Source organism: Erwinia aeris (assembly GCF_041224955.1).
In the GTDB taxonomy this organism is placed as follows: domain Bacteria; phylum Pseudomonadota; class Gammaproteobacteria; order Enterobacterales; family Enterobacteriaceae; genus Erwinia; species Erwinia aeris.
In genome coordinates this window covers 43,063-67,596 of record NZ_JBGFFX010000010.1, presented here as the reverse complement: position 1 = coordinate 67,596, position 24,534 = coordinate 43,063, and the positions used below count along the sequence as shown (strand labels likewise).

Sequence of the window (24,534 nt, the reverse complement as noted above, 5' to 3'; positions counted from 1 at the left end):
TGATTTTCACTTCATATCCGGACGCCGCTATGCGTTCAGGAGGATGCGCTGACACAGCGCGGCTGGCCTATCACAGAAGGAAACAGAATGAGTACACAACAGAAGCGGCTTGATGTGATCTGTATCGGGCGCATTGCCGTTGACCTCTATGGTCAGCAGATTGGTGCCCGGCTGGAAGATATGAGCACATTTTCCAAATATCTGGGCGGGTCGTCCGGCAATGTCGCTTACGGTACGGCCATTCAGGGGCTGAAATCCGGTATGTTGGCCCGCGTGGGCGATGAGCATATGGGCCGCTTTCTGCGGGAAGAGCTGCAGCGCGTAGGTGCGGATACCGAATGCCTGATCACGGATAAAACCCGCCTGACAGGCCTGGTGATCCTCGGGATCAAAGATCAGGATACTTTCCCGCTGGTGTTCTATCGGGATAACTGCGCTGATATGGGCCTGACGCCTGAAGATATTCAGGAAGATTACATCGCCTCTTCCCGCGCCGTGGCGGTGACCGGCACGCATCTGTCTCATCCTGATACCCGCGCTGCCGTGCTGAAGGCGTTGGACATCGCTCGTCGCCACGGTCTGCGCACCGCGCTGGACATTGATTATCGTCCGGTTCTGTGGGGGCTGACCTCGCTCGGTGACGGTGAAACCCGCTTTATCGAATCCAGCCACGTGACGCAGCAGCTGCAGGAAGTGCTGCATTATTTCGATCTGGTGGTCGGCACCGAAGAGGAGTTTCATATCGCCGGCGGCAGTACCGATACGCTGACCGCGTTGAAAAACGTCCGTCAGGCAACTAAAGCGACGCTGGTTTGCAAACGCGGAGCGCTGGGCTGCGTGGTGCTGGAGGGCGAAATCCCGACAAGCTGGGAGCAGACGAAACTGCAAAGCGGCGTGCGCGTGGAAGTGTTGAACGTGCTGGGCGCGGGCGATGCTTTTATGTCCGGCCTGCTGCGCGGCTGGCTGAACGATGAGAGCTGGGAACAGGCGTGCCGCTACGCCAACGCCTGCGGCGCGCTGGTGGTTTCGCGTCACGGCTGCGCGCCGGCGATGCCGACCAAAGCCGAGCTGGATGACTTCCTGAGCCGCGATAAAGAAGTTAAGCGGCCCGACCTGGACAGCCGCCTGAATCACCTGCATCGCGTTACCACGCGTAAACAGCAGTGGCCGGAGCTGTGCGTGTTCGCTTTTGACCATCGTAAACAGCTGGTAGATATGGCGAACGAGGCGGGCGTGGACACGACCCGCCTGCCGGAGCTGAAAACGCTATTGCTGCGCGCGGCGCAGGAAGCCGCCACGGAAGCCGAGCTGGATCGCCGTAGCGGCATTCTGGCCGATACCACCTTCGGGCAATCCACGCTGAATGCGATTACCGGCAAAGGCTGGTGGATCGGTCGTCCGATTGAGATGCCAGGCTCAAGGCCGCTGCGTCTGGAGCATGGCAATATCGGTTCGCAGCTGGTGGACTGGCCGCAGGAGCATGTGGTGAAGTGCCTGGTTTTCTATCATCCGCACGACAGCGCCGAGCTGCGTAAAGAGCAGGACGAGCTCATCCTTGACGTCTGGCAAGGCTGTAATAAGACCGGCCATGAACTGCTGCTGGAAGTGATCCTGCCGGAAAATAATCCGGATAAACAAGAGTCTTACTATCTGGAGATGCTGAGCCACTTCTATTCGCTGGGCATCCAGCCGGACTGGTGGAAACTGCCGCCGCTGAGCCTGGAAAGCTGGCAGGCCATCAGCGGGCTGATTGAGCAGCAGGATCCCTGGTGTCGCGGCATTTTGATCCTGGGACTGGATGCGCCGGAAGAGAAGCTGAAGGCGGGATTCGCCGCGGCGGCGCAGGCTCCCTGGGTAAAAGGTTTTGCGGTAGGCCGCACTATTTTTGGCCAGCCTTCACGCCAGTGGCTGCAAGGTGAACTTAATGACGAAGCCCTGATCGCTGAGGTAAAAGGGAATTATCTGCGCCTGATCGACTACTGGCGGGAAGTCCGTCCTGCAACCTGACCTTCCGTGCCTGTACCGCCCGCCAGCTGCATTTTCCGTCCGCTGGCGGTGCGGTTAATTTCACCTGTTTTTTGACTTCCTCCCGGTTTACGTTTTTAAAAAAGGCGAACGTCGGCAAAGCCGCAGCGATCGTGTTTTTTTCTGTGATGGAATTCATATAGCGATGAAATAGAACCGCTAAATTTCGTTAGCAAGTGAAATTTTTTGTTCATCTGATAGAATAACCGCCAGAAGAATATGACTAAAATTTAGCGAGCCTGAGTCAATGACTATTACCCCAACACAGCTTTCCCTGTTACAGGACGATATTCGTCGTCGCTACGATACCCTGAGTAAGCGCCTTAAACAGGTGGCTCGCTATATCCTCGACAACAGCAACAGTATCGCTTTTGACACCGTAGCCTCGATCGCCCAGCAGGCCGACGTGCCGCCTTCTACGCTAATTCGCTTCTCCAACGCATTTGGCTTCAGCGGCTTTAACGAAATGAAGCAGGTGTTTCGTCAGCATCTGATGGAAGAAACCGTTAACTATACCGAGCGCGCGCGTTTGTTCCGCCAGACCTCGACGGATGAAACGGCCACGCCGCCGGAAAACCCGGCTGAAATTCTCAACGTCTTTACCATGGTTAATTCCCAGGCTTTGCAGCAGCTGGCGATGCAGACCAACCCGGAACAGCTGAATAAAGCCGTAGAGCTGCTGGCGCAGGCGGAAAATATCTATGTGATTGGCCTGCGTCGTTCGTTCAGCGTCGCTTCCTATCTGACCTATGCGCTGCGCCATCTGGAACGTCGCGCTTTTTTAATCGACGGCCTGGGCGGGATGTTTACCGAGCAGCTCAGCATGGTGAACCCTAAAGACGTGGTGATCGCTATCAGCTATTCGCCCTATGCGCGTGAAGCCGTCGAGCTGGTTGAGCTGGGTGCTAAACGCGGCGCGCAGCAGATTGCCATTACCGACAGCCAGGTCAGCCCGCTGGCCGCCTTCAGCGACGTCTGCTTTGTGGTGCGTGAAGCCCAGGTTGACGGCTTCCGTTCACAGGTTGCTTCGCTGTGCCTTGCGCAGACGCTGGCCGTTTCTCTGGCGCTGCACAACGTCAAGGACTGATCGGCCGCCTGATGGCGTTAGTGTAAAACCAGGCAGCGGCTGCCCGGGAGTTTAAAGCCGCTGACCCGAGGGTCATAAACCGCCAGGCCTGAAGGTTAGACACAGCCAGACCCGAAGGTCGCAAACCGCCAGGCCTGAAGGTTAGACACAGCCAGACCCGAAGGTCGCAAACCGCCAGACCTGAAGGTTAGACACAGCCAGACCCGAAGGTCGCAAACCGCCAGACCTGAAGGTTAGAAATAGCCAGTTTTGCGAGTTAAAAGCCGCGGATCCGAGGTTGTAAACCGCCAGACCCGAAGGTCGCAAACCGCCAGGCCTTACGTCAGCGGCGCCGCCGCTTTCGCCAGGCGATCCTTCATTTGTCGATAGCGCTCCGTAACCTGCTGTTCCGCCCACTGCGCATCGGCGATTTTCTCTACCCTGACAGCGCAGTGTTTAAACTCCGGCGTTTTCGCTACCGGATCGACATGATCGAGGGTCAGCTCATTACAGGCACCTATCCACCACTGATAGGTCATATAGACCGCGCCCTGATTTGTTCTGTCGCTGACTTCAGCTCTGCTAAGCACCCTGCCGCGCCGCGAAGCTACCCATACCAGTTCGCCGTTATGAATATTCAGCGCACGCGCGTCTGCCGTATTCATCTGGATCCTGCCGGGTTCATCGGCCTGAGCCGCCAGGGCGTGGCAGTTGCCGGTCATCGAGCGGCAGCTGTAGTGGCCCACTTCACGCACCGTACAGAGCACCAGCGGCCAGGCTTCATCGGTTGCTTCGGCGGGCGGCTGCCAGTCGCAGGCAAACAGCAGCCCTTTACCGGAAGGACGCGAAAAGCGGTTTCCTTCATAGAGGTAAGGCGTGCCGGGATGCGCTTCATCAGGACAGGGCCACTGCACGTAGCCGAACCCGGCCATTTTCTCCCAGGTGACGCCGGTGTACAGCGGGCAAAGCGCGCGCAATTCATCCCAGATCGCTTTATTGTTTTCGTAGCGCATGGGATACCCCATCGCCTGCGCCACGCGGCAGATAATTTCCCAGTCCGGCAGGACGTCGCCCTGCGGCTCTACAGCTTTTTCAAAGCGCTGGAACCCTCGATCGGCACTGGTATAAACGCCCTCATGCTCGCCCCAGCTGGTGGCGGGCAACAGAACATCCGCCAGCTCTGCCGTTTTGGTCATAAAAATATCCTGCACCACGATCAGATCCAGCTTTGCCATCGCCTGACGCATCAGGGCAAGATCCGGTTCGGTTTGCAGCGGATCTTCGCCCATAATCCAGTAGGCACGCAGCTTGCCCTCCAGCGCTAAATGGGGAACATCGGTAATGGCGTATCCGGGTTTATCACTGAGCGAGTCAACGCCCCAGGCGGCGGCAAATTTTTCGCGTACCGCCTTATCCGTTACGGGCTGATAGCCGGGGAAAACATCTGGCAGAGCGCCCATATCGCAGGCACCCTGCACGTTATTTTGCCCTCTGACCGGCCCCACGCCGACGCCCGGCCGCCCGAAATTGCCGGTAGCCAGCGCCAGGCTGGCCAATCCTTTCACCACATCCACGCCCTGCCCCCACTGGGTCACGCCCATTCCCCATAAAATAGTGGCGTTGCGGGCGCTGGCATAAAGGCGAGCAGCCTGGCGAATAAGCTCCGGCTTGAGTCCTGTGATGGCTTCCACCGCTTCCGGCGAATAGCGCTGGACGCCTTCCCGCCACGCTTCCAGCCCTTCCGTATGCTTATCGATATAGCTTTTGTCCCACAGTTTTTCAGCGATCAGCACGTGAGCAAGCGCGTTCACCAGCGCCATATTGCTGCCGTTTTTTAGCGGTAGCCACAGATCGGCCAGCCGGGCGCTTTCGATATAGCGCGGATCGCAGACGATAATTTTGGCCCCTTTCTCTTTGGCATGCAGAATGCGTCTGGCCACGATCGGATGAGAATCCGCAGCGTTATAACCAAAGATAAGCAGGCAGTCGCTTTCTTCAATATCCTTCATGCCGTTGCTCATCGCCCCATTGCCCAGGGTCGCCCGCAGGCCAGCGACGGAAGGGCCGTGGCACACCCTGGCGCAGCAGTCGATGTTATTGCTTCCCAATACGGCGCGCGCAAACTTCTGCATAACATAGTTGGTTTCGTTTCCCGGCCCGCGTGAAGATCCGGTAACCATAATGCTTTCAGGCCCTGAACGAGCGCGAATTTTTTGCAGCCGCCTGCTGACAAAATCGATAGCTTCCTGCCAGCTGACTTTTTCAAAAGGCCCGCCTCGTTTACGACGAATGGCAGGATGCTGCAAGCGCGGCGTCAGCAGGCGGGTATTATTCAAAAACTCCCAGCCGAAGTAGCCCTTCAGGCAAAGCTTTCCCTCATTGGTTACGCCGGGCGCGCCTTCCGCGCCAACGACTTTCCCGTCTGCAATCTGCAACGCAATTTTGCAGCCGCAGCCGCAGTAGGGACAAACAACAATCGCTTTATCCATGTGTCTCCACCTCCTGTAAATAAGGGCCGTTCAGCTGGCTTTCTGCTGCGGCTCGCTGCTGCTTTTGCTGCTGTCGTTGTGTCAGTCCGGCGGCGGTCATCAAAGTCAACGCGCCGGTTGGGCACACGTGGATGCAGGCAGGCCCATCGGATTGATCCGCGCAAAGATCGCATTTCACTATCAGCGGCTTTTCTTCAGGCTTGCTGACGATTTCAATGGCGCCAAACGGGCAGGCGATAACGCAGCTTTTGCAGTCAATACAGCTGTGACGGCGGGTTGTTATCATACCCAGCTCGCCCTTATACAGCGCCGCAACAGGGCACGCAGAGACGCAGGGCGCGTTATTACACTGATGGCACATAACGGGTACGCTAACCTGCGACGATTTAATAACCTTCAGGCGAGGGAAATAGCGCTGCGCAGCCAGTAACGGCGTGCCCGTATGCGCCACGGCGCAGGCAACCTCACAGGTATGGCAGCCGATACATTTTTCAGGCTGGGCGACGATAAACTGGCTCATAAGGCCCGCTCCTTTCTTTCTGCGCGGGTCATTTCCGCGCTCTGTTCAAACATCGCCAGCATCTCTCGCGCGCTGCGACGCCCTTCCGCCATAGCCGTTACCACCAAATCGGCACCGTGCACGGCGTCCCCGGCGGCAAACACTTTTGGATGATGCGTTTGCGTTGTGCGGCCCGCCTGGCCTGTTTTAATCAGCCCCCAACGATCGAAACGAATCGCCTGTCCCGCCAGCCAGGGCATCTCGTGCGCCTGAAAGCCAAAGGCCAGGATCAGCGCGTCGGCAGCCAGCACGAATTCAGATCCTTTGACCGGCTGCGGTCGTCGACGCCCGTCGCTGCCTGGCTCACCGGCAACGGTGCGGATCATCCCTATGCCGCTCAGGCGACCGCCCTTATCCAGCTCGATATATTGCGGCAGCAGGTTAAACATAAATTCCACGCCTTCTTCGCGCGCGTTGGCGACCTCTTTTTTAGAGCCAGGCATACTCTCTTCATCGCGTCGATAGGCGCAAATTACCTGTTTCGCCTGCTGCCGGATGGCGGTACGCACGCAGTCCATCGCCGTATCGCCGCCGCCCAGTACTACGACTTTTTTTCCCTTCAGCGAGACATAAGGCTGCTGTTCATCCTCTGCCAGCCCCATGACCCGTCGCGTATTAGCGGTCAGATAGGGCAGCGCCTGAATAACGCCGGGCGCATCCTCATGCTCAAGGCCCGCCTGCATCAATTTATAGGTGCCCACGCCCAAAAAGACGGCGTCGTAATCCGCCAGCAGACGAGAGAAAGGAAGGTCGCGGCCAATTTCGCAGCTAAGGTGAAACTTAATTCCCATTTCGCTGAAAATAGCGCGGCGGGTTGCCATCAGCTGTTTATCCAGCTTGAAAGAGGGGATCCCAAAGGTCAGCATCCCGCCGATTTCGGGATGGCGATCGTAGACATCCACCTGAACGCCGCTGCGCGCAAGGATATCGGCACAGCCCAGCCCGGCAGGCCCGGCGCCCACCACCGCTACCTTTTCACGCCGGGCCTCAATCGCTGGCGGCGTCGGGCGCCAGCCCTGCCTGAACGCTTCATCAGTGATGTAACGCTCGAGGTTACCTATCGAAACCGCGCCCGACCGACCGCTGAGCGTACATGCGCCTTCGCAGAGCCGATCCTGTGGACAGACGCGCCCGCAAATTTCCGGCAGGCTGCTGGTCTGGTGCGACAGCTCTGCCGCATCGATAATTCGCCCCTCCTGCACCAGGCGGATAAAATCGGGGATGGCGTTGTGCAGCGGGCAGGCCCAGCCGCACCACGCTTTTTGCGCGCAATAAAGGCAGCGCTCGGCCTCATAGCCCGCCTGCGACGGCGAGAGGCCCTGATAAATCTCGCAGAAATGCCTGGCGCGCTCCGTGGGTTTAAGCTTGCGGGCGCCAATGCGCGGCAGCTTATCCAGCGCCTTTGCGGCGCGTCCGGCTACTGGCCGCAGCGCTTTATCGTCAGCGGTGGCGTACTGACGGTATTGCCGAAGCCGCGTCAATGTATTTTCATCCATCACCTGCAGCGCCTGGGTCGGGCAGGAAGCCACGCAAGCGGGCTTGCCCTGCTCGGTTTGCTCACAGAGATCGCACTTACTCATTACGTCTTCAGAAGCAGCCGGTTCAATCGCACCAAACGGGCAGGCCAGCAGACAATTTTTGCAGCCTATGCACTTTTCCTCATGCAGCCGCACGCTGTTGTATTGAAAAACAAGCGCCTGAGTTGGGCAACTGGCGACGCAGGGCGCTTTGTTGCACTGACGACAGGTAACGGGGCCACGGCCTTTGACAAGATGAATGCGCGGCCGAAACTGCCCACGATGGGCTGGCCATTCGCCATCGCCGTGCGCTAGTGCGCAGGCCACTTCACAAACATGACAATCGATACACTCGCTGGGATTAACAGTGACAAACCGGTTCATTTTTACTCCTTTTTATGCCGCACAGATCCCTTTCGTCGGGTTATGCAAAAAAAGGGCACATTTGCGGAAAAAAGCTATTCAGAACTGATTTTTGTGAGGCATTACGCAGTTGCTGACGAGAACGTCGGTTTGACAGAGGGATGTCGCCGCTATGGCAGATGTAGACAGGAGAATTACCGTCTCATTTTGAGAAAAAAACCTCAAAGTGAAACGACTCCAGCGACACACGCGCGAGCAGCGGACTTGTTTTAAATCAGTTTCTTCGAGATGCCTCACAGCCCTGTCGCTTGTCGCGGACATCTTCACACTCTGGCATATCACTTGCTTAGGGCTGTCCCGGGAAGCATCTGGAGGGCCAAAATCCGTGAAAACTCTTTTAGTGGGCAATGAAGTACCGCGCGTCGACGGCAAGGCGAAAGTCAGAGGCGCAGCCGTATATGGTGACGATATTGTGCTGAAAAACATGCTTTATGGCGTGTGTCGCTACGCTGATATCGCCGCAGGCCAAATCGCCTCGCTGGATATCTCGGAAGCGGAAAAACTACCTGGCGTGGTGAAAATCGCCACCTGGAAGGACATCCCAGGCCAGCGCTGTATCGGCGTGGTTATCCCGGACTATCCGCCTATCGTTGAGAGCGAAATTGCTTTTCGGGGGGACGTCATTGCCGTGATCGCGGCGGAAAGTTATGAAATAGCCTGCCAGGCCGCCGATAAAATCCGCGTAGCCTATACGCCCTGGACACCGATAACATCGGTGAGAGAAGCCATCAGGCCGGGGGCACGGCCCATCCACAGTGACAAAGAAAATAATATTATTAATCATCACCATACGATTAAGGGCGATATTGAGGCGGGCTTTGCGGCCTCCAGCTATATCTTTGAGCGCGATTTTGAGGTCGGCTTTCAGGAGCACGCCTATATTGAGCCGGAGTCGATCACCGTTGGCTACGACGATAATGAACAGATCGTCACGATTTATGGGTCAATACAAAACGCGCATCGCGTGCGCGGCATGGTGGCGAAATATCTGGATCTGCCGCAGTCGAAGGTTAACGTGAAGCGCTCCGTACTGGGCGGCTCTTTCGGCGGCAAAGACGATATTATCGATCATCTTGCCTGCCGCGCGGCGCTGCTGGCCGTGCTGACTTCGCGCCCGGTAAAAATGACCTATAACCGCGAACAGTCAATGCGGGAAAGCTATAAACGCCATCCTTATCAGATGCATTACAAAATCGGTCTGGACGATCGGGCGCGTATCCAGGCAATAAAAATAGATATCCTTGCGGATGGCGGCAGCTATGCCGGGCAAACGCCTTTTGTCACCTGGCGTAGCTCCGTACAGGCTGCCGGGCCTTATAATATTCCCAACGTGCGCGTCGATATTACCGGCGTCTACACCAACAATAATTATACCTCCGCCTATCGCGGCTTTGGCGCACCGCAGGTTATTTTTGCCAACGAATCGCTGATGGACGAGGTAGCGGAAAAAATGGGGCTGTCGCCCGTCGAGCTGCGCCTGAGAAACGTACTGCGCCAGAACGACACCAGCATGGCTGGACAGGTTTTCAGCGAGCATCAGGTCTCCGCGCAGGAAGTCCTGCAAAAGGCTATCGACAAAACCGAGTTTTTGGCGAAGCGGGAGCACTATCGGCAGCTCAATCAGCTGGGCGGGCCGATTAAGTATGGTATTGGGCTGGCGCTCAGTCATCGGGGCTGTTCGCTGGGCGCCGAGGGGCTGGATGCCTCTTCCGCGCTGATACAGATCAATGCCGACGGCAGCCTGAATCTTTCCACCTCCGTGTCTGAAAACGGCCAGGGATTGCAGACCACCATGTCGCTTATTGCAGCGGAAGCGTTTGGTCTGGATCTGACACAGATTCATTTCACCGATCCGCCGACCGCCATGATTGCCGATGGGGGATCTACCGTCGCGTCGCGCGGCACGCTAATGGGCGGACAGGCGGTGCTTAGCGCGGCGAATACCATCAAGCGACGCATGGCTAAAGCGCTGGCGCAAACGCTGGATGTAACCGATCCCGACGATCTGGTATGGGAAAACGGCACCGTATTTCACCGGCGACAACCCTCTAAGCGACTGCCGTTCCGGCAGGTCGTTGACGTGACCAAAGCTGCCGGTGCCAATCTTTCGGCTTACGGCTGGCACGTCGCGCCGGCTATCCACTGGGACGAAGAAAAAGGAAGCGGCAGCCCCTACTTTACGTGGGTTTACGGCTGTCAGGTCGCCGATATCGCGCTGGATACCCGCACCGGAAAAATTACGTTCAACAACGCCACGGCCGTGCATGACGTCGGCAAAGTGATCAACAAAGTCGGCTTTGAAGGGCAGGTCTACGGCGGTCTGGTTCAGGGCATGATCGGCTACGCCATGCTGGAAGAGTTCAATACAGAGCAAGGCGAGGTTAAGTCTGAGAACTTTGATACCTATCTGCTGCCCACGATTAAAGACGTGCCGAATATCGACATCGTCGCGGTAGAAAACCATGACAAGGCTGGCCCCTATGGCGCCAAAGTTATTGGCGAACCCGTGCTGGAGCTTGGCGGCGCGGCGCTAAATAACGCCGTGAGCTTCGCGCTTGGACGTCGCAACTATACGCTGCCGCTGACGCTGGAGCAGGTTCGCCTGGGCTACGCGTTGAAAAAACCGGTCCGCCAGAGCGAGCTACAGGCTGAATCGGGCGGTAAAAAACAGGTTTTACGGCTGAACACGCTACAAATTTACCGCCCGGACACGCTGGATGACGCGCTACGGGCGCTGGCCGACGGCCAGGCCAGGCCGATTGCAGGCGGAACGGATGTGCTGGTACAGGCGCGGCTTAGTACGGTGCCGCTGCCGCTGGTGGATATTTCAGGTTTGAAAGAACTACAGCGTATCGCCCTCTGCGATGAGGGCGTGACCATTGGGGCTGGCGTTTGCTTTAGTGATTTGACGGCTGACCAGCGGCTTCAGGAGCACTATCCGCTATTAATTAGCGCCTGCAACACCATTGGTTCACTACAGCTCCGTAATCGGGCGACGCTGGGTGGCAATATCGTTAATGCCGCGCCCTGCGCAGACTCCGTACCGCCGCTGATTATCTATGACGCTATCGTCGTGCTGCAGAGCCAGCAGGCGCAGCGCCGCATGCCGCTGTCGGACTTTATTACCGCAGGCTATCGTACCCGGCTTCAGCCTGGCGAGTTGCTGACAGCGGTGATACTGCCCGCGCCCTATCGCGATCCTGGCCTTGAGCAACGCTATCTACAGCTGGGTCGTCGCAATGCGCTGAACATTACCCGTCAGAGCTTTACCGGCCAGTTTACCTTCAATCATGCGGGGATGCTGGTTCGCTGTCGTCTGGTAGATGGCGCGTTGTTGAGTAAACCTCAACGCTTGATTGCGGTAGAGAAAGTTCTGACCGGACAGGCGTTGACGGTCGCACAGATAGAGGCGGGTGCCAGCGCGCTGGAAGCCCTGCTAATGGCGGCGATAGGCAACCGTTGGTCCGCCGCGTACAAGGTGCCGGTAGCGTTAAATATGCTGCGTCAAATGTTGCAGGAAGCCCGTGAAGCCGGGACAAAATAAGGAGCAAAAAAATGAACAGGATCGGGCTGACAGTAAACGGGGTTCAGGTTGAGAAAACGGTTGAGGATAATCGCCGCCTGCTTGATTTTTTACGGGAAGATTTACAGCTGACCGGCACCAAAGAGGGCTGCTCGGTAGGCGAGTGCGGCGCCTGTACGGTGATCATGAACGGTAAGGCTGTCTGTTCATGCCTGGTGCTGGCGGCGCAGTGCGATGGTGCGACGGTCAGCACTATTGAAGCACTACACCAGGATGAAACCGGTAGAAAACTGCAGCAGGAATTTGTGCGCCACGGCGGCGTGCAGTGTGGCTTTTGCACGCCGGGCGTGCTGATGAGCACCAAAGCGCTGCTGGATAAAAACCCTCGCCCGAGCGACCAGCAGATTGCAGAAGCGCTGGAGGGAAATCTTTGCCGCTGTACCGGTTACAAGCCAATTATTAAATCAATTAAGGCGGTGCTGAAGACGGAGTAAAGCCATTATGAAGGAATGTATTATGCTGGCGGCCGGACGCTCATCGCGTATGGGATGTTGGAAAATGCTGCTGCCATGGCAGGATACGACGGTGCTGGACAGTGCCATCCGCAATGCGCTGGCGTTCTGCGACAGAGTTATCCTGGTAACAGGCTATCGTGCTGAAGAGCTTCATCAGCGTTACGCCCATTGGCCTGCCGTGGATGTTTGCCACAACGCCGGTTACCAGGCAGGGATGTTCTCTTCGGTACGCTGCGGTGCCGCCGTGCTTTCCGGCGGGCGCTTTTTCGTTGTACCCGGAGATATGCCCGCGATTGATCCGACCATCTATGCACAGCTGTGGCGGCATCAAAGTCTCTGCTGCCAACTGCCCTGCTACGCGGGCAAAAATGGGCATCCGGTGCTGCTGCCTGCCGGGATGGCGGCGCGAATAACCGCAGCGCCTGAACAAAGTACGCTGCGCAAGCTGATTCAGGAATATGGCTGCATCAGCGTACCGATCGACAGCCCAACCGTTCACTGGGATTTAGACACGCCCGCACAGTATCAGCAACGCCTTAGCAACGCCTGCTGAAGCTCAGGCCTGCAGGCCATATTTTTTTATTTTCCGATACAGCGTCGCTACGCCAATGCCCAGCTCTTCCGCTATCTGCTTCTTATTACGGGTGCGCTGCAGCGCTTCTTCTATCAGGCTTTTTTCTACTGATTTCAGCTTTGCCCCTTCCTCTTCCTCTTTTTCGACCGGGCCGCAAACCGTTTTCGGCGGGTACGCCATCAACGGCACAGAACGAATTGTGGTATGGAACAGCGGAGGCAGTAAGGCGCCGTCTATTATCTCCCCTTCAGGAACGATATTGACCAGATACTCCACCAGATTGCTTAACTCGCGCACGTTGCCTGGCCACAGATAGCGTTGTAACAGCTCTATCGCTTCCCGGCTGATACCCGGATAGGCGCAGCCGATGCGCTGCGAGTGATGATTAAGAAAATAGTGCATCAAAAGTTCGATATCCCCTTCGCGATCGCGCAGCGGCGGCACCTCCAGCGGAATAACGTTCAGGCGATAGTAGAGATCCTCCCGGAACTTTCCCTCCTCAATAAATTGCCGCAGGTTTTGATGCGTAGCGGAAATAATTCGAATATCGACAGACACAGGGCGGCTTGCGCCAACGGGCAGCACCTCGCGGTTTTCTATCGCCCGCAGTAAACGAGCCTGCAGGCTCAGCGGCATATCGCCAATTTCATCCAGAAACAGCGTGCCGACATTGGCTGACTGGATCAGCCCCGCCCGTCCGCCGGGCGCCGCGCCGGTAAAAGCGCCTTTTACATAGCCGAACAGCTCGCTTTCCAGCAGGTTTTCAGGAATGGCCGCACAGTTTATCGCCACAAACGGCCTGTCGTGCCTTTTGCTGAGCCTGTGGATAGCCCGCGCCACCACCTCTTTTCCGGTGCCGCTTTCCCCCAGTATCATCACGCTGGAAGGGCTGGAGGCGATGCGCATAATCAGCCGTTTCAGTTTGTGGATTGCTTTGGATTTTCCTACCAGCCGTTCAATGCCGGGCGGCTCGTTTTCAGTCAGCAAAGAAGCAGCCAGCGCGTCCTGATGAAAAGCCATTAAAAAGAGTTTTTGCTGACCGATATGATGTAGCTGCCCCGTCAACAGCATCTGCTGGTCGCCCATAATCACGCGGTGCTGGGTATGACCGTGAGCCGCTTTCCGCTGACGGGTGAGCGGCTCAATAGCCAGGGATCTTCCCGTTAAACTTTCGTGAGTGGCATCCAGCTGGCTGAGCGCACGATCGTTAACGGCTTTCACTTTACCGTCCCGATCCAGCAGGATCACCCCTTGATCCATACTGTCTAACAGCGTGTGCCAGACGGCATCGCTTTGCGTTTGCCGTGGCTGAGCGCTGGCGAGATTAGCCACCAGCAGTCGGGAAACGTGCCGCATATACTGCACAAACATATCCGCGTTATCGCTGAGTTTTCGGTGCTGCTCATTATTGACGGCAATAAGGCTGATGACGCCCAGACAACGGTGAGGGGCCAGGATAGGTACGCCGATAAAAGCTCGCTCTTTGCAAAACTGTCGGTGCTGACAGGCTTTGCACAGGGGGTTGTACCGCGAGTCGACGACAACCATTTCCTTTTGCGTTTCGATGACGTTTCTGAGCAGATGGTTATTGCTTTCCGGACTATGTCCGAAGCGATAACTGTAAGGGCCGGTGCCGGCAATGCGAATGAGGTGGCGATCGACAACCTCCACTTCCATTTCCAGCACGTTAGCCAGCAGGCTGCTGAAATTCAGAATGGTCGGCTGTATGGCCATCAGACCAGAGGGTAACGATGGAGCTTCATCCATGACGTGCATCCTTTTGTTCACAATCCCTTCTCTCATCCTGGAGAGTCATGTGCTGAATCTCATTTTGAGAGAAACAGCAGGCTTTATCATTTTGAGCGCTGAGAATCCAACGATCGCGTAACACCATACTCCGTCATGCCCTTGGCTGTCATGCCCGTTACCCTGCTCAAGCCCTCTTCATTAACCACATCGTTTTAAAATTGCTACATATCTCGCAAATTCGGCGACAGATCACGTTTTTCTGCCACCGATAGCCGCGTCTCCCACTCCTGGCACAGAAGTTGATTACAGCGGTCAGGCTTCCTGCCATGTCGTTAGCGGCAGGGATAACGTATCGCTATAAGGAATCGCTTAAATGGAAGAGACAGGCGCACTGCTACGGACCATTGGCCAGAGGAAAACTGGCCTGGCCAGTAAAGATTTTTTGCTTACCTGGGAGCAAACCCGCGAAGAACTTGAGCAAGTGCTGGATATTGCTCAGGTGATGAAAATCATGCGTGAGAAAAACATCGATACCCGGATTTTTAATAGTGGGCTCGGTATTTCGGTTTTCCGCGACAACTCCACCCGTACGCGTTTTTCCTACGCCTCGGCGCTGAATCTGCTGGGGCTGACGCAACAAGATTTGGACGAGGGCAAATCGCAGATCGCGCATGGCGAAACGGTACGTGAAACCGCCAATATGATCTCCTTTTGCGCGGATGCGATCGGCATTCGCGACGACATGTATCTGGGCGCGGGTAACGCCTATATGCGGGAAGTCGGTGCAGCGCTGGATGAGGGCTTTAGCCAGGGCGTTCTGCCCCAGCGACCTGCCCTGGTCAATCTGCAATGCGATATCGATCACCCCACGCAGTCCATGGCGGATTTGGCCTGGCTTAAAGAACATTTCGGCGGGCTGGACCAGTTGAAAGGCAAAAAAATCGCCATGACCTGGGCCTATTCGCCCAGCTACGGCAAACCGCTTTCGGTACCTCAGGGCATTATTGGATTGATGAGCCGTTTTGGTATGGAAGTCACGCTGGCGCATCCCGAGGGCTACGACCTTATCCCCGACGTGCTGGAAGTGGCCCAGCGCAACGCCAAAGCGTCCGGCGGCAGCTTCCGTCAGGTCAGCACGATGGAAGAGGCGTTCCGCGACGCCGATATCGTCTATCCAAAATCCTGGGCGCCCTGGCAAGTGATGCAGCAAAGAACCATGCTGCTGCGCAATCAGGATACCGCCGGACTAAAAGCCCTTGAGCAGCATTGTCTGCAACAAAATGCGCGTCATCAGCAGTGGCACTGTACGGAAGAGATGATGAAGCTGACCCGCGACGGCAGCGCGCTCTATATGCACTGTCTGCCCGCCGACATCACCGACGTTTCCTGCGAGGCGGGCGAGGTCGCCGCCAGCGTTTTTGAGCGCTATCGCATTGCCACCTATAAAGAGGCCAGCTGGAAACCGTGGATCATCGCCAGCATGCTCCTGGCCCGAAAATTTGCCGATCCCGCTGCCGTGCTGACCCGCCGCCTCCAGGAAGCGCAGCCAAGGATTAAATGCTGAAAAAACCACGGTTCCCGATCACTTTTTTGAGGAAAGGTCAGCTATGTCCAGCTTCGAGTTAAAAATGGTTATTGAAGACAACGCGGCATATGCGCCTGAACGGTCCGACCTGTTCAACCGCCGCACCGCCAGGGCCGCACGGGCTTTTCACAGCAAGCTGCCGGGCTATCGTCCGACTCCGCTGCTCTCTTTGCCCGCTCTGGCCGCCGCGCTCGGCGTTGAACAAATCCTGGTTAAGGATGAGTCGCAACGCTTTGGTCTGAACGCTTTCAAAATGCTTGGCGGCGCATGGGCTATTGCCCGCCTGCTCTGCAAAGAAACCGGCAGCGATATTAACGAATTTTCCTTTGCCGCCTTTCGTCAGCAGCAGCGCGTACCCATGACGTTTGCCACCACCACAGATGGCAACCACGGGCGCGGCGTTGCCTGGGCGGCGCGCCAGCTGGGACAACATGCCGTTATCTATATGCCTAAAGGCTCCTCGCCCGCCCGCGTCAAACATATTACCGACCTGGGCGCCGAGTGCATCGTTACCCAAATGAACTACGACGACACGGTGCGTCTGACCATGCGCAATGCCGAAAAGCAGGGCTGGAAAGTCGTGCAGGACACCGCCTGGGAAGGCTATAGCGAGGTACCCACCTGGATTATGCAGGGCTACGCCACGCTGGCGGATGAAGCCGTAGAGCAAATGCAGGCGCTGGGCACTTCGCCGACCCACGTTTTTTTGCAGGCGGGCGTGGGGGCAATGGCTGCTGGCGTGCTCGGCTATTTGTGCGACGTATACGAGGCCGCCAGCCTGCATGCTGTGGTCGTAGAGCCGGACAAAGCCGACTGTCTCTTTCGTTCCGCCAAACGGGGCGAAATGGTCAACGTGGGCGGCGAGATGAATACCATTATGGCCGGGCTGGCCTGCGGCGAGCCAAATCCGCTTGGCTGGCCGCTATTGCGCGGCTGCGCCCGGCAGTTTATCTCCTGCGAAGATCGCGTCGCCGCTTTGGGGATGCGCGTGCTGGGTAATCCGCTGGGCGACGATCCACGCATTATATCCGGCGAATCGGGCGCGGTCAGCGCAGGCGTGCTGGCTGCCGTTCTGCATCATCCCCAGTCGCAGGCGCTAAAAGAAAAACTCAGGCTTACCCCGGCTTCGCGCGTGCTGCTGCTCAGCACCGAAGGCGACACCGATCCTCAGCACTACCGGGAAGTAGTGTGGGAAGGAAAAGACGGCATTACCGCTTAATTAACAGGAGTTAACTATGAAATCCGTTCCGTTCGACGATATTCTTGCTCTGGCAAATAAATACCAGCCGGAAATGACGCGCTTTCTGCGTGAGATGATCGCCATTCCCAGCGAAAGCTGCGATGAAAAGCTTGTGGTCGCGCGCATACGTCAGGAGATGGAAAAAGTAGGGTTCGATAAAATCGAGATCGATCCCATGGGAAATATTTTGGGCTATATCGGCCACGGCCCACGCCTGCTGGCGATGGACGCCCATATCGACACGGTGGGCATCGGCAATCGCAAAAACTGGCGTTTCGATCCTTACGAAGGCATGGAGGATAACGAGCTGATCGGCGGGCGTGGATCCTCGGATCAGGAAGGCGGCATGGCGGCAATGGTTTACGCAGCAAAGATCATCAAGGATCTCCGGCTGGAAGATGACTACACGCTGCTGATTACCGGAACGGTTCAGGAAGAGGACTGTGACGGCCTTTGTTGGCAATATCTTATTGAGCAGATGAATATCCGGCCCGAATTTGTCATCAGTACGGAGCCTACCGACTGTCAAATCTATCGCGGACACCGTGGCCGCATGGAAATACGGGTAGAGGTACAGGGCGTCAGCTGCCACGGCTCTGCGCCGGAACGCGGCGATAACGCGATTTTCAAAATGGCGCCCATCCTGACCGAGCTGCAGGCGCTGTCCGGCAAGCTGGGCAATGACGAATTCCTGGGTAAAGGCACGTTGACCGTTTCGGAAATCTTTTTCACCTCGCCCAGCCGCTGTGCCGTCGCAGACAGCTGCGCCATTTCCATCGATCGTCGTCTCACCTGGGGCGAAACATGGGAAAACGCGCTGGAGGAGATCCGCGCTCTGCCTGCCGTTAAGTCGGCTAAGGCAGAAGTCTCGCTTTATACCTACGAGCGCCCTTCCTGGACGGGGCTGGTCTACCCAACCGACTGCTACTTTCCTACCTGGAAAGTAGAGCCTGACCACATCACCGTCAAAACGCTTAGCGCGGCCTATCGGGGCCTGTTTAAACGCGAGCCGGTGGTGGATAAGTGGACCTTCTCCACCAACGGCGTTTCCATTATGGGCCGTCATGGCATTCCCGTTATCGGCTTTGGGCCAGGTAAAGAGCCAGAAGCCCACGCGCCGAATGAAAAAACCTGGAAAGCGCATCTGGTCACCTGCGCCGCACTCTATGCCGCCACGCCTTTGACCTGGCTACAGCAGCAGGCCTGACGGCAACCGGCGTCGACAGGAGGAGGGGGATGAAAACGTTACTGAAGGGAGGCACCCTGGTAGATGACGCCGGGGAATACCGCCAGGATCTGCTGATCATGCAGGGAAAAATCGTTCGTCGCGCGCCGCAAATCGAGGCGGACGAAACCATGAACATTATCGACGCTCGTGAGCTACTGGTAATGCCGGGCGGTGTGGATGTGCATACCCATTTTAATATCGACGTCGGCATCGCGCAGAGCTGCGACGACTTTTTTGCCGGTACGCGCGCCGCAGCCTGCGGCGGTACCACCACTATTGTCGATCATATGGGCTTTGGCCCGCCAGGCTGCACGCTGCACCACCAGCTGGAGAAATATCATCGCGACGCGGTCGAGGCAGTTATCGATTACAGTTTTCACGGCGTGATCCAGCATGTGACGCCTCAAATTCTGGAGGAGATCGCGCCGATGGCGCAGCATGAGGGGATCAGCAGCTTCAAATTTTATCTGACCTACGATTATATGCTGCATGATGAAGATGTCCTGAACGTGCTGCAGCGCCTTAACGAAGCGGGCGCGCTGGCCACGGTGCACCCGGAGAACGATGCGGCCATACGCTGGCGACGACAGCAGTTTAAGCAACAGGGGAAAACGGCGCCCGTCTGGCACGCTCACAGCCGTCCGCTGGCCTGCGAAGCGGAGGCGATCGCGCGCGCTATCAACCTGGCCAGGCTGGCGGACAATGCGCCTTTATATATCGTTCATCTCTCCAACGGCCTCGGGCTGGATTATGTCCGTATGGCGCGCGCCAGCGGCCAGCCGGTATGGGCAGAAACCTGCCCCCAGTATCTGCTGCTGGACATCAACCGCTACCTGCGGCCTGACGGGCTGAAATACATCCTCAGCCCGCCGCTGCGGCCATGCAGCGAGCGGGATAAATTATGGGTTGGTATCGCCAACGGCGCGATTGATACCCTGGCTACCGACCACTGCAATTTTCCTTACCGGCAACGCCAACAGATGGCGGCCAACGATTTTACCCGCTGCCCCAACGGCCTGCCGGGCGTAGAGAATCGCCTGGCCCTGCTTTTTTCCGAAGGCGTGATGAAAGGGCGTATCAGCCGTTCACGCTTTGTTTCGCTAACCAGCACGATGCCCGCAAAACTGTTTGGTCTGTGGCCGGAAAAAGGCAGCCTACAGCCCGGCGCGGATGCCGATCTGGTGCTTTTCGATCCCCGACGTCAGCAGATTATCCACCATGCCGATCTGCATGATAACGGCGACTATACGCCCTATGAAGGCTTCTGCTGTCAGGGCTGGCCGGTTATGACCCTTTCACGTGGAACAGTGGTCTGTCGGGAAGGCCGCTTTACCGGTCAGGCAGGACACGGCCGCTTTATTTCTCGCAAGCCATTTGTAACAGGGAGTCACCTATGAAAAAGAGGATAGTACTGGCGCTGGGCGGCAACGCGCTTGGCGCGGGGCTGATGGAGCAGATGCAGGCCGTGCAGAATACGGCGGAAACCATTGTGGCGTTGATAGCCGAAGGCCACGAGCTGGTGATCACCCACGGCAACGGCCCACAGGTAGGGATGATCCATCAGGCCTTTGAAGCGGCGGCCCACACGGCGGCGCATTCTCCGGTATTGCCGATGTCGGTATGTGTGGCGCTTAGTCAGGGATATATCGGTTACGATCTGCAAAACGCGCTGCGGGAAGCGCTGCTTAATCAGAACATGGATAAAAACGTGGTATCGCTGATCACGCAGGTGCGCGTGGACGCGCGCGATCCCGCTTTCACTCATCCCGACAAGCCGATCGGCTCTTTTCTGTCAGAAGAGGAGGCGCGCAAGCTGAAATCAACAGGGATGCTGCTGATGGAGGATGCCGGGCGCGGCTGGCGACGGGTAGTTGCCTCGCCCAAACCGTTGGAGATCGTCGAAGCGCGCGCGGTAAAAACCCTGCTGGAAGCCGGTCAGATTGTGATTACCGCTGGCGGCGGCGGCATCCCGGTGGTCGCCCAGGGAAATCATCTACAGGGCGCAAATGCCGTTATTGATAAGGATCTTGCCAGCGCGGTGCTGGCTCAGGATATCGATGCGGATATGCTGATTATTCTGACCGCGGTCGAAAAAGTTGCTATCGATTTCCGTAAGCCGACGGAGCGCTGGCTGGACACGCTGACGCCGCAGGAAGCTTTGCACCATATTACTGATAATCAGTTCGCGCCAGGCTCGATGCTGCCGAAAGTCGAAGCGGCCGTCGCATTTGCCGAATCAAAGCCTGGCCGTCAGGCCCTGATTACGCTGCTTTCTAAGGCCAGAGAAGGGATTGTTGGCCAGACCGGCACGCTTATTCAACAGTAGCGGCAGAGCGCGCATCGGCGGCTGTTTCAGGCCTGCCCTGCCGCCGACGCGTCGGATGGGCGCGGCCACAATGCTTACCGCTATCTCTTCCGGCGCCAGACGTTCAATCATTCCCCCTCCAATCGTCCCGTCCGTTTTGCCCTATTCTCGCACCAGCATGGTGGCTACGTGACGCGGTGCAGAGCCGCGACTCTCGACGACATGTAATAGCGTAAAAGCGCGGTTTTCCTTCCCCAGACGGCTGGCTATAGCAGACAGGCTCACCTCCTTCTCCTGAGTGTGGATCTTTTAGTCTGCTGCAACCGTTGCGCCGCTTTTTTCAGCGCGCCGGGCAACCGGCCAGGGCAAGCCTTCTCATAATGAGAGCTTACGTTCTTATATTGCGAAGATTTCCCCATGTCGCGCCAGGCCTGGCCATTCTGGATGCTACTCATTCTCACTACCCGCTTTTCTGCGGGCAGGCAGACGATGATTTTGCGAATAGTGTCACGAAACCTGCATGAAAAGACATCGCTAAACGCCTCTGGCTCACTTGTTGCTAAGCACTGACAAAACTGCATTTGTTTACACGAGCGGCATCGCTCAGCAGCATTAAGGAGCTACTTATGGGTGACATCATGCGTCCCATCCCTTTCGATGAACTTTTGATGCGAACCTGCGCGGAATATCAAGAGAATCGTTCGATTTTCGGCATCCCGGAAACGGAATTTTATCAACGGGATCCGCGTCGCCAAATCGCTTTGTTTGGCGAAAGCTGCGACACGCCTGTCGGCCCGGCCGCCGGGCCGCATACGCAGCTGGCGCAAAATATCATCGTGTCCTGGCTGACCGGCGGCAGTTTTATCGAGTTGAAAACCGTGCAGATCCTGGACAGGCTGGAGCTTGAAAAGCCCTGTATTGATGCCAGCGACGAAGCTTTTAACACCGAGTGGTCCACCGAATTTACGCTGAAGAAGGCCTGGGACGAATACCTGAAGGCCTGGTTTATCCTGCACCTGCTGGAAACGATTTATACGCCACGGCGCGACGGCGCAAAACGCTCTTTTATTTTTAATATGAGCGTCGGCTACGACCTGCAGGGCATAAAGCAGCCCGCTATGCAGACCTTTATCAATGAGATGCTGGACGCCGCTCAGAATGAGAAATTCGCGCTTTATCAACAAAAGCTGCAGCGTTTTATTACTCAGGGCGACTGGCAGCTGCTGCAAAAAGCCCAGCCCGCTGATTTACAGGCGTTGCCCGCACGCATTTCCAGCCGCATGGTCAACAGCGTGACGCTTTCCACCATGCATGGCTGCCCGCCTGACGAAATCGAGTCTATTTGTCGCTATATGCTGACAGAGAAGCAGCTGCACACCTTTGTTAAGCTGAATCCCACGCTGCTGGGATATCAGCGCGTGCGTCAGATCCTCGATAACAATGGTTTTGACTATATCGAGTTGAACGAGGCGTCTTTCAGCCACGATCTGCCGCTTGGGCAAGCATTGGGAATGCTTGAAAGATTAATGGCGCTGGGGCGGGAAAAACAGCGGACTTTCGGTGTAAAACTGACCAATACGCTGGGCGCTCGTAATCATAAGCATCGCCTGCCGGGCGAAGAGATGTATATGTCGGGGCGCGCCCTCTATCCGCTATCGATTAACGTTGCGGCGCTGCTTTCAACCCATTTCGCCGGCAGGCTGCCCATCTCCTATTCGGGCGGTGCCAGCCAGTACAATATCGCCGATATTTTCGCGACTGGCATCCAACCGATCACCCTGGCTACCGACCTGCTCAAGCCCGGCGGCTATCTGCGGCTGAAGACCTGCGCGCAAATCCTGGAAAACAGTCAGGGCTGGGAACGCCAGTGCATCGATGTTGCCGGGCTGCAAAAGCTGGCTGATGATGCCCTGTCCGCCCAATGGGCGCAAAAGTCATGGAAATCTCGCGAGCAGATAGACGTAGGCGGCCCGCTGCCGCTGACGGATTGCTATGTCGCGCCCTGCGTCACCGCCTGCGCTATTCATCAGGATATTCCGGAATACCTGCGGCTGGCGGGAGAAGGCCGTTATGTCGAGGCACTGGATCTTATCTATCAACGCAATGCGCTACCGGCCATTACGGGCCATATTTGCGACCATCAGTGTCAGAACAACTGCACCCGACTGGATTACGACAATGCGCTGAATATTCGGCGTATCAAAAAAATTGTGCTGGAAAAAGGCTGGGAGACCTATCGTCAACGCTGGCACAAACCGGCAGGCTCGGGCGATAAACACCCCGTTGCGATCCTGGGTGCCGGCCCGGCAGGGCTTGCCGCCGCCTTTTTTCTGGCGCGGGCGGGCCATCCGGTTACGCTGTTTGAGCGGGAAGCCACGCCAGGCGGCATCGTGCAGCATATCGTGCCGCGTTTTCGCATTCCGGCGCACCTGATTGAGCAGGACATTCAGTTTATTGCCGACCACGGCGTGAGGTTCGTTTTCAACTGTGACCCTCATCTGACGCTTGAGCAGCTTCGTCAGCAGGGCTTCCGCTGGATCTGCATAGGTATTGGCGCGAGAAAAAGCAACGCGCTGTCGCTGGCAGGCGGCAATCCGCACGTGTTCGACGCCTTTGGCTTTTTGCAGCAATTTAACCAGCAGCGAGTCGATCCGGCTATTCAGGGCGATGTGGCGGTAGTCGGCGCGGGCAATACGGCAATGGACTGCGCCAGGGCCGCGCTGAAGGTGCCAGCCGTGCGATCGGTAACGCTGCTTTATCGTCGGGAAGAGCGGGATATGCCCGCCTGGCCGGAAGAGATAGCGGAAGCCAGGCAGGATGGCGTGCAGTTTATGACGTTGGTGAATCCGGAAACTTTTACGCCTGACGGAGGCCTGACGCTGCGAGTGATGCAGCCCGGCGAGCCTGACTCACAGGGGCGCCGTCGTCCGTTAGCCACATCACAAACGCTGAACCAACGCTTTGACGCCCTGATAGCCGCTACCGGAGAAAAACCGGACGGCGAAATACTCCGGCAAATCGGCCTGCCGCTCTCCGCTTCCGGGCAGGTTGACGTTGACCCGCATACGCTGGAAACCAGCCTGCCGAACGTTTTTTTAATCGGCGACGTACAGAGCGGCCCCGCTTCGGTCGTGGCCGCAATTGGCGACGCCCGTAAAGCGACCCGCACTATCCTCCAGCGGGAAAATATCCACTGCGACGACGAGCACAAGCGCTGGCTGAACAGCAATCCCCTCACCATTTATCAGCGACGCGGCATTGTTGCCGTACGGCAGATTGATGCAGACGACCAGGAAGCTTTTGCCAGGCAGGAAGCGGCCCGATGCCTGGAATGCAACTACGTCTGTGCGCGCTGCGTTGATGTCTGTCCAAACCGTGCCAACGTCGCGCTTGCCGTGCCGGGTTTCAGCAGTCGTCAACAGATCCTGCATCTGGATGCGCTTTGCAACGAATGCGGCAACTGCGCACAGTTCTGCCCGTGGCGGGGCAAACCTTATCAGGACAAGATTACCCTGTTCAGTCGTCAGGATGATTTTGACAACAGCAGCAACCCCGGATTTTTGTTGGATAAGCAGAGCGTGCGGCTACGCCTGAACAACCGTGTCTGGCAGCTAAACGTTGACGACCGGGGCGAAATCACGGAAGCGCTGCCTGAAGACTTAAAGACAATGGCCCGCATCATCAGCTACACGCGTCAGCAGCATTCTTATCTGCTGAGCAGAGTGGAGGAATAACC

Annotated in this window: 16 protein-coding genes; 11 read left to right on the top strand and 5 right to left on the bottom strand. The window is 56.9% G+C overall.

Going from position 1 to position 24,534, the window contains the following annotated elements; translation table 11 throughout:
• Window positions 1–87 precede the first annotated feature (87 nt).
• Together AB6T85_RS16170 and AB6T85_RS16165 are read left to right on the top strand one after the other, a co-directional pair.
• Window positions 88–2,007: a bifunctional 5-dehydro-2-deoxygluconokinase/5-dehydro-2-deoxyphosphogluconate aldolase gene (locus AB6T85_RS16170; protein ID WP_369896142.1), complete on the top strand. Its 1,920-nt coding sequence runs from the start codon at window positions 88–90 to the stop codon at window positions 2,005–2,007.
• Window positions 2,008–2,272: 265 nt separating this feature from the next.
• Window positions 2,273–3,112, top strand: a complete 840-nt coding sequence (locus AB6T85_RS16165) for a MurR/RpiR family transcriptional regulator (protein ID WP_253457446.1) — start codon at window positions 2,273–2,275, stop codon at window positions 3,110–3,112.
• Between the two features lie 317 nt (window positions 3,113–3,429).
• Here the strand turns inward: AB6T85_RS16165 and fdhF are convergent, their stop codons facing one another.
• The 3 genes from fdhF to AB6T85_RS16150 are packed head-to-tail and all read right to left on the bottom strand — an operon-like array spanning window position 3,430 to window position 8,040.
• Window positions 3,430–5,580, bottom strand: a complete 2,151-nt coding sequence (gene fdhF / locus AB6T85_RS16160; protein ID WP_369896140.1) for a formate dehydrogenase subunit alpha — start codon at window positions 5,578–5,580, stop codon at window positions 3,430–3,432.
• Window positions 5,573–6,100, bottom strand: coding sequence for a 4Fe-4S dicluster domain-containing protein (locus AB6T85_RS16155; protein WP_369896138.1), 528 nt, complete (start codon window positions 6,098–6,100; stop codon window positions 5,573–5,575). The genes fdhF and AB6T85_RS16155 overlap by 8 nt, the downstream gene beginning before the upstream one ends.
• On the bottom strand, window positions 6,097–8,040 hold the full coding sequence (locus AB6T85_RS16150; RefSeq protein ID WP_369896136.1) for an FAD-dependent oxidoreductase: 1,944 nt from the start codon (window positions 8,038–8,040) through the stop codon (window positions 6,097–6,099). Before AB6T85_RS16150 ends, AB6T85_RS16155 begins: the two co-directional genes overlap by 4 nt.
• Before the next feature lie 364 nt (window positions 8,041–8,404).
• Between AB6T85_RS16150 and AB6T85_RS16145 the strand changes: the two genes are divergently transcribed.
• The 3 genes from AB6T85_RS16145 to AB6T85_RS16135 are packed head-to-tail and all read left to right on the top strand — an operon-like array spanning window position 8,405 to window position 12,670.
• Window positions 8,405–11,623, top strand: coding sequence for a molybdopterin cofactor-binding domain-containing protein (locus AB6T85_RS16145; protein ID WP_369896135.1), 3,219 nt, complete (start codon window positions 8,405–8,407; stop codon window positions 11,621–11,623).
• 11 nt (window positions 11,624–11,634) lie between these two features.
• Window positions 11,635–12,096 (top strand): (2Fe-2S)-binding protein, encoded by a 462-nt coding sequence (locus AB6T85_RS16140; protein ID WP_253457431.1) that lies wholly within the window; start codon window positions 11,635–11,637, stop codon window positions 12,094–12,096.
• A 7-nt stretch (window positions 12,097–12,103) separates the two neighbouring features.
• A complete protein-coding gene (locus AB6T85_RS16135) occupies window positions 12,104–12,670 on the top strand; it encodes a nucleotidyltransferase family protein (RefSeq protein ID WP_253457428.1) in 567 nt (188 codons plus the stop codon).
• A gap of 3 nt (window positions 12,671–12,673) precedes the next feature.
• On the opposite strand, the gene AB6T85_RS16130 is transcribed toward AB6T85_RS16135, so the two are convergent.
• Complete coding sequence (locus tag AB6T85_RS16130; RefSeq protein ID WP_369896133.1) at window positions 12,674–14,458, bottom strand: sigma 54-interacting transcriptional regulator; 1,785 nt, start codon at window positions 14,456–14,458, stop codon at window positions 12,674–12,676.
• A 355-nt stretch (window positions 14,459–14,813) separates the two neighbouring features.
• Here AB6T85_RS16130 and ygeW point away from each other — a divergent pair, with 355 nt between their 5' ends.
• From ygeW to arcC, 5 genes are read left to right on the top strand one after another with little or no spacing between them, the layout of a single operon-like run.
• Window positions 14,814–16,004, top strand: a complete 1,191-nt coding sequence (gene ygeW / locus AB6T85_RS16125) for a knotted carbamoyltransferase YgeW (RefSeq protein ID WP_369896132.1) — start codon at window positions 14,814–14,816, stop codon at window positions 16,002–16,004.
• A 43-nt stretch (window positions 16,005–16,047) separates the two neighbouring features.
• On the top strand, window positions 16,048–17,244 hold the full coding sequence (locus tag AB6T85_RS16120) for a diaminopropionate ammonia-lyase (RefSeq protein WP_369896131.1): 1,197 nt from the start codon (window positions 16,048–16,050) through the stop codon (window positions 17,242–17,244).
• A 16-nt stretch (window positions 17,245–17,260) separates the two neighbouring features.
• Entirely contained in the window at window positions 17,261–18,472 is a 1,212-nt protein-coding gene (locus tag AB6T85_RS16115) for a YgeY family selenium metabolism-linked hydrolase (protein WP_301730936.1), read from the top strand.
• Between the two features lie 29 nt (window positions 18,473–18,501).
• The gene (hydA, locus tag AB6T85_RS16110) at window positions 18,502–19,890 is read left to right on the top strand and encodes a dihydropyrimidinase (RefSeq protein ID WP_253457414.1); all 1,389 of its coding nucleotides are present in this window, start codon (window positions 18,502–18,504) and stop codon (window positions 19,888–19,890) included.
• Window positions 19,887–20,819, top strand: a complete 933-nt coding sequence (gene arcC / locus AB6T85_RS16105) for a carbamate kinase (protein WP_253457411.1) — start codon at window positions 19,887–19,889, stop codon at window positions 20,817–20,819. Before hydA ends, arcC begins: the two co-directional genes overlap by 4 nt.
• A 141-nt stretch (window positions 20,820–20,960) precedes the next feature.
• Here the strand turns inward: arcC and AB6T85_RS16100 are convergent, their stop codons facing one another.
• A complete protein-coding gene (locus AB6T85_RS16100; RefSeq protein WP_253457408.1) occupies window positions 20,961–21,083 on the bottom strand; it encodes an XdhC family protein in 123 nt (40 codons plus the stop codon).
• A 341-nt stretch (window positions 21,084–21,424) separates the two neighbouring features.
• Between AB6T85_RS16100 and ygfK the strand changes: the two genes are divergently transcribed.
• Window positions 21,425–24,532, top strand: a complete 3,108-nt coding sequence (gene ygfK / locus AB6T85_RS16095) for a putative selenate reductase subunit YgfK (protein WP_301251894.1) — start codon at window positions 21,425–21,427, stop codon at window positions 24,530–24,532.
• The last annotated feature ends 2 nt before the right edge of the window (window positions 24,533–24,534 follow it).

Bases quoted from the DNA above. Each gene is read 5' to 3' on its own strand.
- AB6T85_RS16170 (WP_369896142.1), top strand. From the start codon at position 88: ATGAGTACACAACAGAAGCGGCTTGATGTGATCTGTATCGGGCGCATT.
- AB6T85_RS16165 (WP_253457446.1), top strand. From the start codon at position 2,273: ATGACTATTACCCCAACACAGCTTTCCCTGTTACAGGACGATATTCGT.
- fdhF (WP_369896140.1), bottom strand. From the start codon at position 5,580: ATGGATAAAGCGATTGTTGTTTGTCCCTACTGCGGCTGCGGCTGCAAA.
- AB6T85_RS16155 (WP_369896138.1), bottom strand. From the start codon at position 6,100: ATGAGCCAGTTTATCGTCGCCCAGCCTGAAAAATGTATCGGCTGCCAT.
- AB6T85_RS16150 (WP_369896136.1), bottom strand. From the start codon at position 8,040: ATGAACCGGTTTGTCACTGTTAATCCCAGCGAGTGTATCGATTGTCAT.
- AB6T85_RS16140 (WP_253457431.1), top strand. From the start codon at position 11,635: ATGAACAGGATCGGGCTGACAGTAAACGGGGTTCAGGTTGAGAAAACG.
- AB6T85_RS16135 (WP_253457428.1), top strand. From the start codon at position 12,104: ATGAAGGAATGTATTATGCTGGCGGCCGGACGCTCATCGCGTATGGGA.
- AB6T85_RS16130 (WP_369896133.1), bottom strand. From the start codon at position 14,458: ATGGATGAAGCTCCATCGTTACCCTCTGGTCTGATGGCCATACAGCCG.
- ygeW (WP_369896132.1), top strand. From the start codon at position 14,814: ATGGAAGAGACAGGCGCACTGCTACGGACCATTGGCCAGAGGAAAACT.
- AB6T85_RS16120 (WP_369896131.1), top strand. From the start codon at position 16,048: ATGTCCAGCTTCGAGTTAAAAATGGTTATTGAAGACAACGCGGCATAT.
- AB6T85_RS16115 (WP_301730936.1), top strand. From the start codon at position 17,261: ATGAAATCCGTTCCGTTCGACGATATTCTTGCTCTGGCAAATAAATAC.
- hydA (WP_253457414.1), top strand. From the start codon at position 18,502: ATGAAAACGTTACTGAAGGGAGGCACCCTGGTAGATGACGCCGGGGAA.
- arcC (WP_253457411.1), top strand. From the start codon at position 19,887: ATGAAAAAGAGGATAGTACTGGCGCTGGGCGGCAACGCGCTTGGCGCG.
- ygfK (WP_301251894.1), top strand. From the start codon at position 21,425: ATGGGTGACATCATGCGTCCCATCCCTTTCGATGAACTTTTGATGCGA.